The following is a 14,280-nucleotide window of genomic DNA, read 5'->3' on the forward strand; positions in this document are numbered from 1 at the left end:
TATGCGTCTCGCGTTCTTCGGCGATGTGGTCGGCAAGTCCGGCCGCGACGGCCTCACCGACCACCTGCCCGGTCTCAAGCGGGACCTGAAGCTCGACTTCGTGGTGGTCAACGCCGAGAACGCCGCGGGCGGTTTCGGCATCACCGAGCACACGGCCAACGAGCTGTTCATGGCCGGCGCCGACTGTCTGACGCTGGGCAACCACAGCTGGGACCAGCGCGAGGCCCTGACCTATATCGTGCGCGAGCCGCGCCTGATCCGGCCGCTCAACTATCCGCGCCTGATGGACGCCCCCGGCGCCGGCGCCAATCTGTTCGAGACCCATTCGGGCAAGACGGTGCTGGTCATGAACGCCCTGGGCCGCATCCACATGGATGCGGTCGACGACCCGTTCGGCGCCGTCGAGAAGGAGCTGGCCGCCTGTCCCATGGGCATGGCCGCCGACGCCATCATCGTCGACATCCATTGCGAGGCGACCAGCGAGAAGATGGCCATGGGCCATTTCTGCGACGGGCGCGCGTCGCTCGTGGTGGGCACCCACACGCACGTCCCGACCGCCGACTGCCAGATCCTGCCCGGCGGCACGGCCTACCAGACCGACGCCGGCGGCTGCTGCGACTATGACTCGGTCATCGGCAACGAGAAGGAAGAGCCCCTGCGGCGCTTCACGACGCGTCTGTCTGGCGGCCGCTACACCCCCGCCCACGGCCCGGCCACCATCTGCGGCGTCTATGTCGAGACCGACGACCGCACCGGCTTGGCCACCCGCGTCGAGCCGATCCGGGTCGGCGGGCGGCTGAGCCAGGCGATCCCGGTTCTCTGAGGGATTGACGCGAAAGATTACATACGTAATCTGACTGGATTACAAACGTAATCCAGAGGGCACCATGTCGACCATCCGTCTCACTGCCATCGGCGCCGCGGCGTCGCTCATCCCCGGACTGGCGCTCGCGCAGACCCGGATCACCCCGGCTGTAGTGTTCGCCGACGCCGCGCCGGCGATGAAGCTCATCATGGTGCTGCTGCTGGTCTCAGCGATCGCCGCCATCGTCGTCACGGTGCTCAAGGTCCTGTCGGGTCCTCGGTTGACCGGCGGATCGGCCTATCTCCAAGCCCTGCGTCTGGGCGGGCCTTTGATCGGCCTGCTGGGTGCGGCCTACAATGTGCTGATGATTAACATCGGCATCGCCAATATCGGCGAGCAGCCGCCGTACAACGTGCTCGCTCCCGGCGTGGCCGAGGCGGCCTTCATCTTCGTCCTCGGCCTGATCGCGGGCGTGGTCGCGGTCATCTGCAACTGGATCGTCGAGGCGCGCATCGACCGCGCGGTGCTGCGGTCCTGACCCGCATCGCCGTCACCGAGGCGGAGAGCGCCGTCCTCGCCGCCCTGTGGCGCTGCGGGCCGCTGTCCGCCGCCTCCCTGATGGACGAGGTCAAGTCGCGCCAGCCGTGGGGCGACGCCACCATCAAGACCCTTCTGCATCGCCTCATGCAGAAGGGGGCGGTCCGCTCCGAGCGCGAGGACGGGCGCCAGCGCTATCACGCCGTGCTGGCGCGCGACGTCTGGCTGGACGCCGAGATCGGCGACCTCGTCGACCGGCTGTTCGGCGGGGATTTCGAGGCGTTGGTCGCGCATGCGCGGCGGGACCGGTCGGACAAGGGCTGAACCTGTCCAAGACTTAACTCGCCCCGCCGCATCCGTGCGTTACAGCCGACGCCTCATAGAGGTGAAAGCCTCCGGGGAGATCATCATGCTGAAAGTCGTCGCGGCCCTCGTCGCCCTTGTCATGCCGACCGCCGCCCTGGCCCAGACCGCCGCACCGGCGCCTGAACCCGCGCCCATCGAGGTGATGATCCTCGGCAGCTATCACATGGATAATCCGGGTCAGGACGTTCACAACGCCCGCATCGACTCGGTCCTGACGCCGGAGAAACAGGCCCAGCTTCAGGCCGTGTCGCGGGCGCTGGCGCGGTTCAACCCCACCGCCCTGGGCATCGAGCGGATCGCGGACGACCGGACGACCCTGCTCGATCAGGCCTATCCGAACTACACGCCCGCCGACGTGCTGACCGACGCCGACGAGCGGGTGCAGATCGGCTACCGGCTCGCCCACGACCTGGGGATCCAGCGCGTCTACGCCATCGACGAGAACGACCGGGAAGGCCAGCCCTCCTACTTCCCGTTCGACGAGGTGATCCAGTGGGTGCGGGCCAACGGCCGCGACGCCGACTTCGCCGCGTTGAACGATCAGATGGGCGCCATCTCGGCCGAGATGGAACGCCGCCAGCACACCGGCACGGTGGCTGAACTGCTGGCCTGGATGAACACGCCCGAGCACATCGCCTACGGTCAGGGCGTCTACGCCCAGCTCCTGACGTTCGGCGCCGGCGACGCCCAGCCGGGCGCCGTCCTCAACGGCCGCTGGTACACCCGCAACGCCGTCATCTTCGCCCACCTGAGGCAGGTCGCGCGACCGGGCGACCGGATCGTGATCCTTTACGGCGCCGGCCACAACTACTGGCTCCGCCAGATGGTCAGCACCACGCCGGGCTACAAGCTGGTCGAGCCCAACGACTACCTGCTGCCCTAGGGCGCGACCGCCCGGGCGTCCAGCAGGCGGCGGCGCAGGGCCGACAGTTCGGCCGCGCGCGCGGCGGGCGTGTGCGTTTTCATCACGTGGTCCTGGCCGGTGCGGGCCAGGGCCAGGCGCCGTTCCGGATCGGTGATCAGGGCCTCGATGGCGGTCGCCAACGCATCAGCGGTCAGAGGCTCGACATAGACGGCGTGCGGACCGCTGACCTCCCGCAGACCGCCTCGGCCGGAAGACACCAGGGCCGCTCCGGCGGCGTGGGCCTCCAATGCCGACAGGCCCAGCGGCTCGGCCCAGACGGACGGGACCACGGCGATGGCGGCGCGCCGCGTCGCCTCCCGCACCTCGGTCAGCGGGGCATGGGGCCGGATGACGACCCGGTCCGTGCGCGCCAGCATCCGCTCGACGTGAGGTCCGGCCCAGCCCACGTGTTTCCGCCAGTCGCCGAGGAACAGCTCCGCCCGCCACTCGGGATGCCGGTTCAGCACGTCCGGCAGCGCCTCGCACAGCAGGTCCATGCCCTTTTCCGGAATGGCGCGACCGGCGAAGACGATCAGCGGCTCACGGGTGTCCGGGGATGCGGCCCATAGCGTGGCGTCGATCGGATTTCGCACCGCGAAGGCGCGATCGGCGAAGGTGGGATAGACCGCGATGAAGGCGGCGCGGGACGCCTCGCTGACGAAGATCAGCCCGTCGAACGCCTTGTAGCGCTGGCGGTAGCGCCACATGTCGATCGGGTTGCGAGGCGCTTTGACGTCATTGTGGCGGTACAGCAGCCGAAGCGCCTTTGGGAACCGACGGGCCAACCGGGCGGCGCTGATGGCGTGCTGGTGAAACTCGATGATGTCCGGCGCGAAGGCTTCCAGGGCTTGGACCAGACGCTCGTGGCGGTCGCCGCCCGCCGGCGTGACGTGCACCGGCAGATCGCCGTGCGTCCTGGCGCCCTCGTCGCAGAAGATCTTCAGGACTTCGTCTTCGCCCGCCTGCGTGGCCAGCGTCCGGATCACCGTCTCGATGGAGTTCGGCTGCTCAACAGCGAACAGGCCGCCCGGGGGCAGGACGATCGCGATTCTCATTCGGCGGGGGCGCTCGGGACGAACGATTCCAGCTCGGCGATCTCACGCGTCCGGTTGTCGATGACCGCCTGTGCCGACCGGCGAATGCGTGGGTCCCGGGAGTCCGCCAGAACGGCGCGCGCCGTGGTGATGGCCTCGCGGTTCTCCCGGATCATCACCTCGGCGTAGGCGGCCTCGGCTTCGGTGGGCGCGGCCGGGGGACTAACCCCTTGAGGCGCGGCGCTCTCGTCATAGGTCACGGTCGCCGACTGGTTCGCCGCCGCCGTCTCGCGCAGGGCCTGCTCGACCGGGTCGCCGCCGCCGTCGCAGGCGGCCAGCGTCAGGATTGCAGCCAGCCCTGACACGGCGACGCGCATCAGCCGTTCATCCAGTTCGGCATCCAGCTTTCGTGCATCTCGCGCAGGTGATCCAGCGGCAGGGTGAACAGCTCGCCCGAGCGGAAGTCCCGGCCCTTGGCGCGGCCGACGACCGACGCGTGCAGGCCGGCGGCCTGGGCCTTGGCGATGACCTCGGTCGGGTCGGACACGGCGACCAGGTAGCGGGCCTGGTCTTCGCCGAACAGGAAGACGTGGGCGTGGGTCGCCGAGGTGGCGTCCAGCTCGACCCCGACGTCCGAGGCCAGGGCGATGTCCGCCGCCGCGCCGATCAGGCCGCCGTCGGACAGGTCGTGAACGCAGGTCAGGTCGCCCTTCGTGATCAGGTCGCGCACGAAGTCGCCGGTCTTGCGCTCCAGCTTCAGATCGACGGGCGGCGGGGCGCCGTCCTCGCGGCCCAGCACTTCGCGCAGATAGATCGAGGCGCCCAGCTCGCCGTGCGTCTCGCCGATCAGCACCAGCACGTCGCCTTCGACAGCGCCGCCGAAGCCGACGGTCACGTCATAGTTGGACAGCAGGCCCACGGCGCCGACCGTCGGGGTCGGCGGGATCGCGGCGCCGTTGGTCTCGTTGTAGAGGCTGACGTTGCCGCTCACGACCGGGAAGTCCAGGTCGCGGCAGGCCTCGGCCATGCCGTCGATCGCGCGCACGATCTGGCCCATGATTTCGGGGCGCTGCGGGTTGCCGAAATTCAGGTTGTCGGTGATCGCGATGGGCAGGGAGCCAACGGCGGTAAGGTTGCGCCAGGCCTCGGCCACGCATTGCTTGCCGCCCTCATAGGGGTCGTTCTGGACGTAGCGCGGGGTGCAGTCCGAGGTGACGGCCAGCCCCTTGTCCGTCCCGTGCACGCGGACCACCCCGGCGTCCGCGCCGGTGGACGAATCCTGCAGGGTGTCGGCCATCACGTGACGGTCGTACTGCTCCCAGATCCAGCGCTTGGAGGCCATGTCGGGGCAGGTCAGCACCTTGATCACCGCATCGACCCAGCTCTCGGGCGCGGGGACCTCCTTCGGATCGAGGCGCGGGTGCAGCGCCGGCTGGACCCACGGACGGTCGTACATCGGCGCGTCGTCGAACAGCGGGGCCAGCGGCACGTCGCAGACCGTCTCGCCGTGATGCTTCAGCACCAGGCGGCCGGTGTCGGTGGTCACGCCGATCACGGCGGCGTCCAGGCCCCATTTCTCGAAGATGCGGTGGCCGTCGGCCTCGCGGCCCGGCTTCAGGACCGCCAGCATCCGCTCCTGGCTTTCCGACAGCATCATCTCATAGGCGGTCATGCCCTCTTCGCGCTGGGGCACGGCGTTCATGTTCAGCTCGATGCCGACGCCGCCCTTGCCGGCCATTTCGACCGACGACGAGGTCAGGCCCGCCGCGCCCATGTCCTGGATCGCGGCGACCGCGCCCGAGGCCATCAGCTCCAGCGTCGCCTCGATCAGCAGCTTCTCGGCGAAGGGATCGCCGACCTGAACCGTGGGACGCTTCTCGTCCGAATCCTCGTCGAACTCGGCAGAGGCCATGGTCGCGCCGTGGATGCCGTCGCGGCCGGTCTTAGAGCCGAAATACACCACGCTGAAGCCCGCCGACGGCGCGGCCGAGTAGAAGATCGCGTCCGACTTCGCCAGGCCCACGCACATGGCGTTGACCAGGATGTTGCCGTTGTAGCCGGCGTGGAAATTCGTCTCGCCGGCCACGGTCGGAACCCCGACGCAGTTGCCGTAGCCGCCGATGCCCGAGACCACGCCCGAGACCAGACGCTTGGTCTTCTCGTGGTTCACGTCGCCGAAGCGCAGGGCGTTCAGCAACGCCACCGGGCGCGCACCCATGGTGAAGACGTCACGCATGATGCCGCCCACGCCCGTCGCCGCGCCCTGATAGGGCTCGATGTAGGACGGGTGGTTGTGGCTCTCCATCTTGAAGATACAGGCGTCGCCGTCGTCGATGTCGATGACGCCGGCGTTCTCGCCCGGCCCACAGATGACGCGCGGTCCCTTGGTCGGGAACTTGCCCAGATGGATCTTGGAGGATTTGTACGAGCAGTGCTCGGACCACATCACCGAGAAGACGCCCAGTTCGACATGGTTGGGCTCGCGGCCCAGTCGGTCGAGGACGACCTGATATTCGTTCGGGGCCAGGCCGTATTCGGCGGCCAGCTCGGCCATGGTCTTTTCAGGAGCGCTCATGGCCCGGCCTTCTAGCGACAGAAGACCCCTCTGTCAGCCTTGCAGAGCGGAACATCGGCCCCGCGTGGCCATTGAATCGGGGAACGCCCGCTGAAGGAGCCTCCCATGCCCGACCAGCCCATCGATCCGGCCGCCACGCCGGAAGACCCGGACACCCCGACCATCGCCGCTGATGACGCCGGCGCCACGGCCTTGGCCGAACGCGCCGCCCGCGAGGCGGCTAATGACGACGGCGGACAGGAGGACGACTGATGCGCCGCGACGACATCACCCCCGACCATCAGCAGATGGACCTTTCGAACGATCCGGTGGAGGCGGCCCGGCTGAAGGCGCTGGCCCCAGAACTGGCCATGGCCAGCCGCCAGCGCCTGACCGGTTCGGCCACGGGCGTCGGCAGCGTCGGCTTCGACGAATCAGGCGCCTTCGACGTGGGCGCCGCGGACGACGACCCCGATGATCCCGAGCCCGGCGCCCCGCCCTTCGCCGGACGCCTCTAGTTCGGTTTCTCGACCGGCGGCTTCAGCCGGAAGGTCAGGATGAAGGCGCCGACCAGCGTCAGGCCGGACGCCACCATCGCGCCGCCCGCCAGCGCCGGATTGCGCTCAACCTCGGCCACGAACACCCCCAGCAGGCCCCAGGCGATCGGCAGGGCGTAGGCGGGAGTGCGCATCGTCCATGTGACGGCCAGCGCCTTCACCATCACGACGACGATGGCCAGCAGGGCCCACACGGTGGGGGACAGCACGGTCGGCAGGTCGCCGTTGCCGGTCAGCACCGTCAGCAGGTTCACCGGGGCGGCCACGCCCAGCCAGCCGGCCAGCAGGGCCAGCGGCCAGACCACGGTCCAGCGCTCCCGGTCGGTGCGGGGCAGGGCCCGGATGGTCCGAGCGTTGAGCAGCAGCGGAACCAGCAGCACCAGCAGCGAGCCGAAGATCAGGATCACCGTGCCGGCCTCCCAGTCCACGGCCGCCGCCACGATCCACCAGCCGATGCCGAGGAAGGCCGCCGCCGACGGCCAGCCCAGCCGTGTCAGCAGCGCGCTCTCGCCCGTCGCGGGCAGCGCCTGCCGCACCGCGTAGATCAACAGCCCCAGATAGATCACGCCCCAGATGGCGAAGGCGTAGCCCGCCACCTTCAGGGTCGCGTCGCTGTCCGCCGCGAACTCGCCCGCGGTCTGGCCCCAGCCCAGCAGCATCTGCGCCTGGGCGACGACGACGGCGAAGACCGCGCAGGCCAGAACGATCAGACGCCGGGTCTGCTGGGCGGCGGTGGGGCGGATGATGGACGACATGCAAGCTCCTGCGGCGACGCTTCATCGGAACCGCCGGGTCCCGGACCGGTTCCCTCTTCATATCTGCGGAGAAGACCGATGGCTGAAGAGAAACCCCATTTCGAAACCGACTTCGTCCAGACGGACCGCGCGCGTGAGCAGGGCCTCGGCCTCGGCGAGCGTGAGCTGAAGGCCCAGCGCGATCCGGGCGGGATCGTCACGCCCGATGTCGACGAGGATGACGAGCCGGGCGATCCGGTGGTCCGCAATATCGCGGACGATCTGGAAAACTGACGGTCAGCGTCTCGCGCGAGCCGGATTGCCCATCACGGTCGCGCCCGAAGCCACGTCCCGGGTGACGACCGATCCTGCGCCGACGACGGCGTCCTCGCCGATGGTCACGCCCGGCAGGATCAGCGCCCCGCCGCCGATCCAGACGTTGCGCCCGATCGTGATGGGCTTGCCGAATTCCATGCCGCGCGCCCGCTCGCCGGGATCGCGTGGATGGTCGGCGGCCAGGATCTGCACCCCCGGCCCGATCTGCGTCAGGTCGCCGATCTCGACCTCGCACACGTCCAGGATCACGCAGTTGAAATTCAGAAAGACATTGCGGCCCAGACGAATGTTGTAGCCGTAGTCGCAGTGGAAGGGCGGGCGGATCACCGCGCCTTCGCCGACCTCGCCCAGCCGCTGGCGCAGCAGGTCGCGCCTGTCCGCCGGCGTCGCCGCCAGCGAGGCGTTGTAGCGCACCATCCACTGCTTGGCGGCGATCTGGTCGGCCTGAAGTTCGGGATCGCCGGGATTGTACGGCTGCCCCGAGATCATCTTCTGGCGTTCACTGATGAACATGGGCGCCCCTTCGCTCTCCAGTCCGGAGAACGACCGCTCGGACGGCCCGGGTCAAGCCCGATCAGGCGGCGTTGTAGATGCTCTGGAACAGGGTGGCGCCGTCCGCCGAACCCAGCTCGGCCTCGAAGGCCCGGTCCGGGTGGGGCATCATGCCCAGCACGTTGCCGCGCGCGTTCTGGATGCCGGCGATGTCGGCGACCGAGCCGTTGGGGTTGTCGACGTAGCGGAACACCACCTGGCCCTCGCCCTCAAGCCGCGCCAGCGTCTCGGCGTCGGCGAAGTAGTTCCCGTCGCCGTTGCCCTGGGTCATGACGACCTCGCGCTGGCCCTGGTAGCCCGAGGTGAAGCGGGTCTGGCCGTTCGCGACCGTCAGGCTGATCGGCTTGCAGACGTATTTGAGGCCCGAGTTGCGCAGCAGGGCGCCCGGCAGCATCCCGGCCTCGCACAGCACCTGGAAGCCGTTGCAGATGCCCAGGACAGCCACGCCGTCGTCGGCGGCCTTGCGGATCGCCTGCATGATCGGGGCCTGCGCCGCCATAGCGCCGCAGCGCAGATAGTCGCCGTAGGAGAAGCCGCCCGGAAGGACGATCAGGTCGAGGCCCTGTGGCAGCTCGGTCTCCTGATGCCACACCATCTGGACCTGCTCGCCGGTGGAGCGTTCGACGGCGACCTTGCAATCGCGATCACAGTTGGAACCGGGGAAGACGATGACGGCTGCGCTCATGGCGCGGCCTCCTAGCAGGGTTCGGGGCGTTTGTCAGGCCGCCGTGACGGTCGGGCGCGAGACGCGTCCGTCCAGCCAGGCCCAGAGCCAGATGGCCAGGCCGCCCAGCGTCAGTCCCACGGCCACCCAGCCCGTCGAACCCCAGCCGAATCCGGCCGCCACCGCCGCGCCCGCCAGCAGCGGGCCCAGCGCGTTGGCGGTGTTGAAGGCCGAGTGATTCAGGGCCGCCGCCAGCGTCTGCGCCTCGCCGGCCACATCCATCAGCCGGGTCTGCAGGATCGCGCCCAGTCCGCCGCCGGCGCCGACGCACAGCACGATGACCAGCATCGACCATAGGTGATGCGAGGCCAGCGGATACAGGGCCAGGGACGCCGCGCTCCAGATCAGCACTCCGGCCGCGGCCTTGAAGCCGAACCGGTCCCCGGCCCAGGCGCCCAGCAGGTTGCCGCTGAACATGCCGACCCCGAAAACGGCGAAGACCCAGGGCAGAACCTCCGGACCCACGCCCGTCACCTCCCGCAGGGTCGAGGCCAGGTAGGCGTAGACCGCGAACATGCCGCCGAAGCCAATGGCGCTGACGCCGAGCGTCAGCCAGACCTGCCGGTTCTTCAGCGCCTTCAGTTCGCGCAGGGGGCTGGCGTCCGGATGCGCCGGATCGCGCGGCGCGAACAGGGCCACCAGCGTCATGGTCAGCACCGCCAGCATTCCGACGATGCCGAAGGTCCAGCGCCAGCCGTGCGCCTGGCTGATCAGATTGACCACCGGCACGCCCAGCACGGTCGCGAGGGTCAGTCCCATCAGCAGGGTCGACACCGCCCGGGTGCGGAATTTCAGTGGTACGATCGACGCGGCGACCAGCGCCGCGACGCCGAAATAGGCCCCGTGCGGCAGACCGCTGAGGAAGCGGAACACCAGCATGGTCTCGAAATTCGGCGACAGGGCGCTCAGCGTATTGGCCGCCGCGAACAGGCCCATGAGCACGATCAGCAGAATCCAGCGCGGCAGCCGCGCCCCGAACGCGGCCAGCAGGGGCGCGCCCACCACCACCCCGGCCGCATAGGCGCTGATGGCGTGGCCGGCGGTCGGCTCGTCGACGCCCAGGCCCCTGGCGAAGTCCGGAAGCACGCTCATCGCCGCGAACTCGGTGATCCCGATGGCGAACCCGCCCATCGCCAGAGCCGTCAGCACCAGGCTGACCGCCAAGGGGCCGCGCGCAGGCGTTTCGGAAACGACATCGGCGTCGCTGCAGGTCGTGCAGTCGGCAGGGGACATGGCGATCACCGGGGAGGAGGGAATGTTGCACTGCAACATGGGCGGCGCCCTCGCCGCCTTCAACCCGGCGCGTCTGGACGGCGATCACTTACCGTTGCGGGACGCCTCAGCCCTGGCCGGTGTTCTCGTAGGTGGCGGTGATCGTCGCCTTGGCCAGGGTGTGGAAATGCAGGTTGAAGCCGAACACGGCGCCCGAATTGTCCGGCGTCACGTCCAGCTTGTCCGTATCCACGGCGAAGACGGTGAAGATGTAGCGGTGCGGGCCGTGGCCGGGAGGCGGGGCGGCGCCGCCGAAGCCGGGCGCGCCGAAGTCCGTGCGGCCCTCGACCGCGCCGGCCGGGACGGGACCGCCGGCGGGGAGTTCGCTCACTTCGGCCGGGATGTTGGCCACGGTCCAGTGCCAGAAGCCCGAGCCCGTCGGCGCGTCCGGATCATAGCAGGTGACCGCGTAGCTCTTCGTGCCCTCGGGCGCGCCCGACCACTTCAGATGCGGCGAGGCGTTGCCCTTGGCCTGCACCTGCGCGTCCGGCAGCACGCCGCCGTCGGTGATGTCGTTGGAGGTCAGGGTGAAAGGCATGCTCGCTCCGGGCTTCCGCGTCCGTCGAGCCTAACGCATCAGATACTGCGCCGTCGCGTCCCTGCGAAACTTCCGTTGTGGAGGATCGGCATGCGGCAGCTGTACGGCCGCGGACACGAGATGATCGAGCTCCCGACGCATCGCGAAGCGGTTGCGCCTGCCGGATTTTCCCGCTTGAGTAAGATCAAACATCAAGCGTGGCCGTGTCCCAGACGCTCTTTCATTTCACGACCGAAGAGGAGGTTCGCCGTACGGCTCAGTTCCGTCGCGACATGTTCGAAGGCTCGGGCAACCTCGATGAGGACACCCTGGCCGTCGATGAGGATTTCGACGCCAGCTCCAATTGCGTCGTCGTCGGAATTGTGGAGCGCGACGAGATCATGGCCGTGATGCGAATTCATGTTCTCGGGGGCAAGGTGAGGACATCTCCCGCGCACCACGTCTTTCCCGACGTGCTTGGCCCTGAACTGGACCGAGGGGTTCGGATCGTCGATTCCAGCGGGTTTTGCGTACGGTCGGCGCTGTCCAGGGAGCGGATCGATGCGGCGTACAGGCTGCTCGCCGTGTCCATCCACATCGCCGGACGGCTCTCGCCGTCAAAGATGATCGCGACGGCCCGCGGAAAGCACGGCCTGTTCTATCGGCACGTCTTCGGGGGAAGGTTGGCGTGCGAGGCCCGGAGCTATCCCGGGCGGCGTCATCCGCTTTCCCTCTACATTCAGGACACCGGCGATCTTGTCGCCCGGTTGGACAACAGGGGCGAACGCCGCTTCCAGCTCGACGGGGCGGACCGCGCGATCGTCGACGGCGCGTTGAAAACGGTCATGGACCGAAGGGGAGAGGGATGATGGCGCAGCTGGACGAGGTCGATCCGCCCCGGACGCTGCAAATGGCCGGCGGGATCATCCGCCATATCGAGGCCCTGATCGCCCGGACATCGCCCGTGGGGGACAGCCACTTCTTCGATCCGGCCCTGTTTCCCTGGACGTCCGTGCTCGAGGCGGCCCATCCGGATATCGTGCGGGAACTGGCGGCGTTGACCGCCAACCTGGACGAGGTGCCGGGGTTCGAGGTGATCTCCACGGACCAGGAAAAACTCACCAACGACGGCCGCTGGAAAACCTACTTCTTCCGCGGCTACGGCGTCGATTTTCCGGACAACTGCCAAGCCTGCCCCAAGACGTGGGCGGCGTTGCGGAAGATACCGCGGATGACCACCGCCTTCTTTTCGATACTCGAGCCGATGAAGCGGATTCCGCCCCATCGCGGTCCTTACAAGGGCGTCCTTCGCTATCACCTCGGCCTGGTGGTGCCTCGCGCCGCCGAGAACGCCTGGCTGGACGTCGGGGGCGAGCGCCGCCATTGGCGGGCTGGAGGAAGCCTCGTCTTCGACGACAGCTTTGTCCACAGCGCGGGCAATGACACGGATGAGATCAGGGTCGTCCTCTTCGTGGACTTCGTCAGGCCTCTGCCGTTCCCGGTTTCCCTGCTCAACCAACTGGTGATCGGCCTTATCAGCCGATCGCCCTATGTGCGTGAGGCAAAGCAGAACTACGACGACTGGCGGGCCCGACGCCGTGAGGGCGCCCGGTGATTCTAGTGCGCCGCGCCCTTGACCGCGGGGGTGAAGGCGCTGTCGTCCATGAGCCCGCCGGCCAGGGCGGCGGCGAACACCACGCACCCGCCGATGATAAAGACGACGACCAGCAGCTTCAGGACGCGTTTCACGCGACCTCGATGCGGTAGCTTTCGATCACGGTGTTGGCGAGCAGCTGCTCGCACATCTTCTTGGTCTCGGCGGCGGGGTCGCCTTCGCCGTTGAAATCGAACTCGATCAGCTTGCCGACGCGGGCGTTGGCTACGCCGCCCCAGCCCAGACCGTTCAGCGCGCCTTCGACGGCCTTGCCCTGAACATCCAGCACGCCGGGTTTCAGGAACACATGCACCTTCACCTTGGCCATTAGTGCAGTCCCCCCTGAATCACCGTCGGCATGCCCTTCATGATTCCCAGGCGACGCGCGACTTCCGTATAGCTTTCGATGACATTGCCCAGATCGCGGCGGAAGCGGTCCTTGTCCAGCTTCTCACCGGTTGTGGTGTCCCACAGACGGCAGCTGTCCGGGCTGATCTCGTCGGCCAGGATCACCCGGGCGAAATCGTTCTCCCAGATGCGGCCGAACTCGATCTTGAAGTCCACCAGGGTGATGCCGACGGCGCCGAACATGCCCGACAGATAGTCGTTCACCCGCACGGTCATCGCCAGGATGTCGTCCAGCTCCTGGGTCGAGGCCCAGTTGAAGGCGGTGATGTGCTCTTCGGTGACCATCGGGTCGTTGAGCTCGTCCTTCTTCAGGTAGAACTCGATGATCGAGCGGGGCAGGGGCGTGCCTTCCGCGATGCCCAGGCGCTGGCTCATCGAGCCGGCCACGACGTTGCGGCACACCACTTCCAGCGGAATGATCTCGACTTCGCGGATCAGCTGCTCGCGCAGGTTCAGCCGCTTGATGAAGTGATTGGTCACGCCGATGCCGTTCAGGCGCGACATGACGAATTCGCTGATCTGGTTGTTGATGACGCCCTTGCCCTCGAGTTGGGCCTTCTTCTCGCCGTTGAAGGCGGTGGCGTCGTCCTTGAAATACTGGATCAGGGTGCCGGGCTCAGGTCCTTCGTACAGGATCTTGGCCTTGCCCTCGTAGAGCTTCTTGCGCTTGACGTTCATGGGGTCTCGTCCGGGCGGGGCCTCGTCAGAAACGAAAATCGCGCGGCCAGCGCGTAGGTCTGGTCAGCGCGATCCGGAATCGGGCGGGCGGGTAAAATCGTCGCGGTCTCCTTAGCGGAAGCCGGTGCTGGATACAAACGGCGGGCGTCGACGACACCGTCGCACGGCATGCCGCCGCAACCCGGCGGGTTCCGGTTGCGTTCGGCTCACGGGGGGCTATAGACACCCCGACGCGGCCACTCCCTGGGCCGCCTGACGGAGCCTGCGGACGCCCATGACTACCTTCGACGATCGGGAAAAGGGCTTCGAGTCCAAGTTCGCACTCGATCAGGAACAGGAATTCAAGGCCGTCGCCCGCCGCAACAAGCTGCTGGGTCTGTGGGCCGCCGAGAAGATGGGCCTGTCCGCCGATAGCGCCGCCCAGTACGCCGGAGCGGTCGTGAAAGCCGATTTCGAGCAGCCGGGCGAGGAAGACGTCTACCGCAAGATCGCCCAGGACCTCGAAGGCGCCGGCCTGACCGTCTCGGAAGGTGAAATCCGCCGCAAGATGGACGAGCTGTCGTCGGTCGCGCGCGAGCAGATCCGCAACGGCGAATAAGCCGACGCCTGAGAATGTAGAAAAGGCCGCCCCTCACAGGGCGGCCTTTG

General features: G+C 68.0%; 21 protein-coding genes. 10 read left to right on the forward strand and 11 right to left on the reverse strand.

What is annotated here, in order from left to right; translation table 11 throughout:
• The first annotated feature begins 1 nt into the window (after position 1).
• The 4 genes from AC3WRV_RS05740 (at position 2) to AC3WRV_RS05755 (ending at position 2,591) form a co-directional block, all read left to right on the forward strand.
• On the forward strand, positions 2 to 823 hold the full coding sequence (locus AC3WRV_RS05740; RefSeq protein ID WP_492312487.1) for a TIGR00282 family metallophosphoesterase: 822 nt from the start codon (positions 2 to 4) through the stop codon (positions 821 to 823).
• A 64-nt stretch (positions 824 to 887) separates the two neighbouring features.
• The gene (locus AC3WRV_RS05745) at positions 888 to 1,343 is read left to right on the forward strand and encodes a MotA/TolQ/ExbB proton channel family protein (RefSeq protein ID WP_492312488.1); all 456 of its coding nucleotides are present in this window, start codon (positions 888 to 890) and stop codon (positions 1,341 to 1,343) included.
• A 5-nt stretch (positions 1,344 to 1,348) separates the two neighbouring features.
• Complete coding sequence (locus tag AC3WRV_RS05750) at positions 1,349 to 1,666, forward strand: BlaI/MecI/CopY family transcriptional regulator (RefSeq protein ID WP_291834541.1); 318 nt, start codon at positions 1,349 to 1,351, stop codon at positions 1,664 to 1,666.
• An 85-nt stretch (positions 1,667 to 1,751) separates the two neighbouring features.
• On the forward strand, positions 1,752 to 2,591 hold the full coding sequence (locus tag AC3WRV_RS05755) for a DUF5694 domain-containing protein (protein ID WP_492312489.1): 840 nt from the start codon (positions 1,752 to 1,754) through the stop codon (positions 2,589 to 2,591).
• Here the strand turns inward: AC3WRV_RS05755 and AC3WRV_RS05760 are convergent.
• From AC3WRV_RS05760 to purL, 3 genes are read right to left on the reverse strand one after another with little or no spacing between them, the layout of a single operon-like run.
• Positions 2,588 to 3,667, reverse strand: a complete 1,080-nt coding sequence (locus tag AC3WRV_RS05760) for a glycosyltransferase family 4 protein (RefSeq protein WP_291834521.1) — start codon at positions 3,665 to 3,667, stop codon at positions 2,588 to 2,590. The two genes, AC3WRV_RS05755 and AC3WRV_RS05760, sit on opposite strands and share 4 nt — an antisense overlap.
• On the reverse strand, positions 3,664 to 4,023 hold the full coding sequence (locus AC3WRV_RS05765) for a DUF305 domain-containing protein (protein ID WP_291834518.1): 360 nt from the start codon (positions 4,021 to 4,023) through the stop codon (positions 3,664 to 3,666). The genes AC3WRV_RS05760 and AC3WRV_RS05765 overlap by 4 nt, the downstream gene beginning before the upstream one ends.
• On the reverse strand, positions 4,023 to 6,221 hold the full coding sequence (purL, locus tag AC3WRV_RS05770) for a phosphoribosylformylglycinamidine synthase subunit PurL (RefSeq protein WP_492312490.1): 2,199 nt from the start codon (positions 6,219 to 6,221) through the stop codon (positions 4,023 to 4,025). The genes AC3WRV_RS05765 and purL overlap by 1 nt, the downstream gene beginning before the upstream one ends.
• A gap of 105 nt (positions 6,222 to 6,326) precedes the next feature.
• Between purL and AC3WRV_RS05775 the strand changes: the two genes are divergently transcribed.
• The gene (locus tag AC3WRV_RS05775; protein ID WP_291834513.1) at positions 6,327 to 6,473 is read left to right on the forward strand and encodes a hypothetical protein; all 147 of its coding nucleotides are present in this window, start codon (positions 6,327 to 6,329) and stop codon (positions 6,471 to 6,473) included.
• Positions 6,473 to 6,718 carry a Tat pathway signal protein gene (locus AC3WRV_RS05780; RefSeq protein WP_291834510.1) on the forward strand — a complete coding sequence of 82 codons (246 nt, stop codon included), beginning with the start codon at positions 6,473 to 6,475 and terminating at the stop codon, positions 6,716 to 6,718. Before AC3WRV_RS05775 ends, AC3WRV_RS05780 begins: the two co-directional genes overlap by 1 nt.
• Here AC3WRV_RS05780 and AC3WRV_RS05785 read toward each other — a convergent pair.
• Entirely contained in the window at positions 6,715 to 7,512 is a 798-nt protein-coding gene (locus AC3WRV_RS05785; protein ID WP_492312491.1) for a TspO-related membrane protein, read from the reverse strand. The two genes, AC3WRV_RS05780 and AC3WRV_RS05785, sit on opposite strands and share 4 nt — an antisense overlap.
• 78 nt (positions 7,513 to 7,590) lie before the next feature.
• On the opposite strand from AC3WRV_RS05785, the gene AC3WRV_RS05790 reads away from it, so the two are divergent.
• Positions 7,591 to 7,785, forward strand: a complete 195-nt coding sequence (locus tag AC3WRV_RS05790; RefSeq protein WP_291834504.1) for a hypothetical protein — start codon at positions 7,591 to 7,593, stop codon at positions 7,783 to 7,785.
• 3 nt (positions 7,786 to 7,788) lie between these two features.
• Here AC3WRV_RS05790 and AC3WRV_RS05795 read toward each other — a convergent pair whose 3' ends face one another.
• From AC3WRV_RS05795 to AC3WRV_RS05810, 4 genes are all read right to left on the reverse strand, one after another.
• The gene (locus AC3WRV_RS05795) at positions 7,789 to 8,340 is read right to left on the reverse strand and encodes a sugar O-acetyltransferase (RefSeq protein WP_492312492.1); all 552 of its coding nucleotides are present in this window, start codon (positions 8,338 to 8,340) and stop codon (positions 7,789 to 7,791) included.
• Between the two features lie 61 nt (positions 8,341 to 8,401).
• Positions 8,402 to 9,064: a phosphoribosylformylglycinamidine synthase subunit PurQ gene (gene purQ / locus AC3WRV_RS05800; RefSeq protein ID WP_291834499.1), complete on the reverse strand. Its 663-nt coding sequence runs from the start codon at positions 9,062 to 9,064 to the stop codon at positions 8,402 to 8,404.
• A gap of 33 nt (positions 9,065 to 9,097) precedes the next feature.
• Positions 9,098 to 10,375 carry an MFS transporter gene (locus AC3WRV_RS05805; protein ID WP_492312493.1) on the reverse strand — a complete coding sequence of 426 codons (1,278 nt, stop codon included), beginning with the start codon at positions 10,373 to 10,375 and terminating at the stop codon, positions 9,098 to 9,100.
• A 67-nt stretch (positions 10,376 to 10,442) separates the two neighbouring features.
• Complete coding sequence (locus AC3WRV_RS05810) at positions 10,443 to 10,913, reverse strand: YbhB/YbcL family Raf kinase inhibitor-like protein (protein WP_492312494.1); 471 nt, start codon at positions 10,911 to 10,913, stop codon at positions 10,443 to 10,445.
• Between the two features lie 203 nt (positions 10,914 to 11,116).
• Here AC3WRV_RS05810 and AC3WRV_RS05815 point away from each other — a divergent pair, with 203 nt between their 5' ends.
• Together AC3WRV_RS05815 and AC3WRV_RS05820 are read left to right on the forward strand one after the other, a co-directional pair.
• Positions 11,117 to 11,761: an N-acyl amino acid synthase FeeM domain-containing protein gene (locus AC3WRV_RS05815; RefSeq protein WP_291834489.1), complete on the forward strand. Its 645-nt coding sequence runs from the start codon at positions 11,117 to 11,119 to the stop codon at positions 11,759 to 11,761.
• Positions 11,761 to 12,507 (forward strand): aspartyl/asparaginyl beta-hydroxylase domain-containing protein, encoded by a 747-nt coding sequence (locus tag AC3WRV_RS05820; protein ID WP_492312495.1) that lies wholly within the window; start codon positions 11,761 to 11,763, stop codon positions 12,505 to 12,507. The genes AC3WRV_RS05815 and AC3WRV_RS05820 overlap by 1 nt, the downstream gene beginning before the upstream one ends.
• A gap of 2 nt (positions 12,508 to 12,509) precedes the next feature.
• Here AC3WRV_RS05820 and AC3WRV_RS05825 read toward each other — a convergent pair whose 3' ends face one another.
• Genes AC3WRV_RS05825 through purC form a run of 3 tightly spaced genes read right to left on the reverse strand, consistent with a single transcriptional unit; the run spans position 12,510 to position 13,632 of the window.
• Entirely contained in the window at positions 12,510 to 12,641 is a 132-nt protein-coding gene (locus AC3WRV_RS05825; protein ID WP_492312496.1) for a hypothetical protein, read from the reverse strand.
• Positions 12,638 to 12,874 carry a phosphoribosylformylglycinamidine synthase subunit PurS gene (gene purS / locus AC3WRV_RS05830; protein WP_492312497.1) on the reverse strand — a complete coding sequence of 79 codons (237 nt, stop codon included), beginning with the start codon at positions 12,872 to 12,874 and terminating at the stop codon, positions 12,638 to 12,640. The genes AC3WRV_RS05825 and purS overlap by 4 nt, the downstream gene beginning before the upstream one ends.
• A complete protein-coding gene (gene purC, locus AC3WRV_RS05835) occupies positions 12,874 to 13,632 on the reverse strand; it encodes a phosphoribosylaminoimidazolesuccinocarboxamide synthase (protein WP_492312498.1) in 759 nt (252 codons plus the stop codon). Before purC ends, purS begins: the two co-directional genes overlap by 1 nt.
• A 274-nt stretch (positions 13,633 to 13,906) precedes the next feature.
• Here purC and AC3WRV_RS05840 point away from each other — a divergent pair, with 274 nt between their 5' ends.
• A complete protein-coding gene (locus AC3WRV_RS05840; RefSeq protein ID WP_291837765.1) occupies positions 13,907 to 14,230 on the forward strand; it encodes a DUF1476 domain-containing protein in 324 nt (107 codons plus the stop codon).
• Positions 14,231 to 14,280: the final 50 nt, after the last annotated feature.

Source organism: Brevundimonas sp. EU05-FHT14B11 (assembly GCF_058790835.1).

Excerpts from the sequence above, each read along its gene's own strand:
- AC3WRV_RS05740 (WP_492312487.1), top strand. The coding sequence starts at position 2 with ATGCGTCTCGCGTTCTTCGGCGATGTGGTCGGCAAGTCCGGCCGCGAC.
- AC3WRV_RS05775 (WP_291834513.1), top strand. The coding sequence starts at position 6,327 with ATGCCCGACCAGCCCATCGATCCGGCCGCCACGCCGGAAGACCCGGAC.
- AC3WRV_RS05790 (WP_291834504.1), top strand. The coding sequence starts at position 7,591 with ATGGCTGAAGAGAAACCCCATTTCGAAACCGACTTCGTCCAGACGGAC.
- purS (WP_492312497.1), bottom strand. The coding sequence starts at position 12,874 with ATGGCCAAGGTGAAGGTGCATGTGTTCCTGAAACCCGGCGTGCTGGAT.
- AC3WRV_RS05765 (WP_291834518.1), bottom strand. The coding sequence starts at position 4,023 with ATGCGCGTCGCCGTGTCAGGGCTGGCTGCAATCCTGACGCTGGCCGCC.
- AC3WRV_RS05780 (WP_291834510.1), top strand. The coding sequence starts at position 6,473 with ATGCGCCGCGACGACATCACCCCCGACCATCAGCAGATGGACCTTTCG.
- AC3WRV_RS05805 (WP_492312493.1), bottom strand. The coding sequence starts at position 10,375 with ATGTTGCAGTGCAACATTCCCTCCTCCCCGGTGATCGCCATGTCCCCT.
- AC3WRV_RS05745 (WP_492312488.1), top strand. The coding sequence starts at position 888 with ATGTCGACCATCCGTCTCACTGCCATCGGCGCCGCGGCGTCGCTCATC.
- AC3WRV_RS05840 (WP_291837765.1), top strand. The coding sequence starts at position 13,907 with ATGACTACCTTCGACGATCGGGAAAAGGGCTTCGAGTCCAAGTTCGCA.
- AC3WRV_RS05820 (WP_492312495.1), top strand. The coding sequence starts at position 11,761 with ATGGCGCAGCTGGACGAGGTCGATCCGCCCCGGACGCTGCAAATGGCC.
- AC3WRV_RS05785 (WP_492312491.1), bottom strand. The coding sequence starts at position 7,512 with ATGTCGTCCATCATCCGCCCCACCGCCGCCCAGCAGACCCGGCGTCTG.
- purQ (WP_291834499.1), bottom strand. The coding sequence starts at position 9,064 with ATGAGCGCAGCCGTCATCGTCTTCCCCGGTTCCAACTGTGATCGCGAT.
- AC3WRV_RS05755 (WP_492312489.1), top strand. The coding sequence starts at position 1,752 with ATGCTGAAAGTCGTCGCGGCCCTCGTCGCCCTTGTCATGCCGACCGCC.
- AC3WRV_RS05810 (WP_492312494.1), bottom strand. The coding sequence starts at position 10,913 with ATGCCTTTCACCCTGACCTCCAACGACATCACCGACGGCGGCGTGCTG.
- AC3WRV_RS05760 (WP_291834521.1), bottom strand. The coding sequence starts at position 3,667 with ATGAGAATCGCGATCGTCCTGCCCCCGGGCGGCCTGTTCGCTGTTGAG.
- AC3WRV_RS05795 (WP_492312492.1), bottom strand. The coding sequence starts at position 8,340 with ATGTTCATCAGTGAACGCCAGAAGATGATCTCGGGGCAGCCGTACAAT.
- purC (WP_492312498.1), bottom strand. The coding sequence starts at position 13,632 with ATGAACGTCAAGCGCAAGAAGCTCTACGAGGGCAAGGCCAAGATCCTG.
- purL (WP_492312490.1), bottom strand. The coding sequence starts at position 6,221 with ATGAGCGCTCCTGAAAAGACCATGGCCGAGCTGGCCGCCGAATACGGC.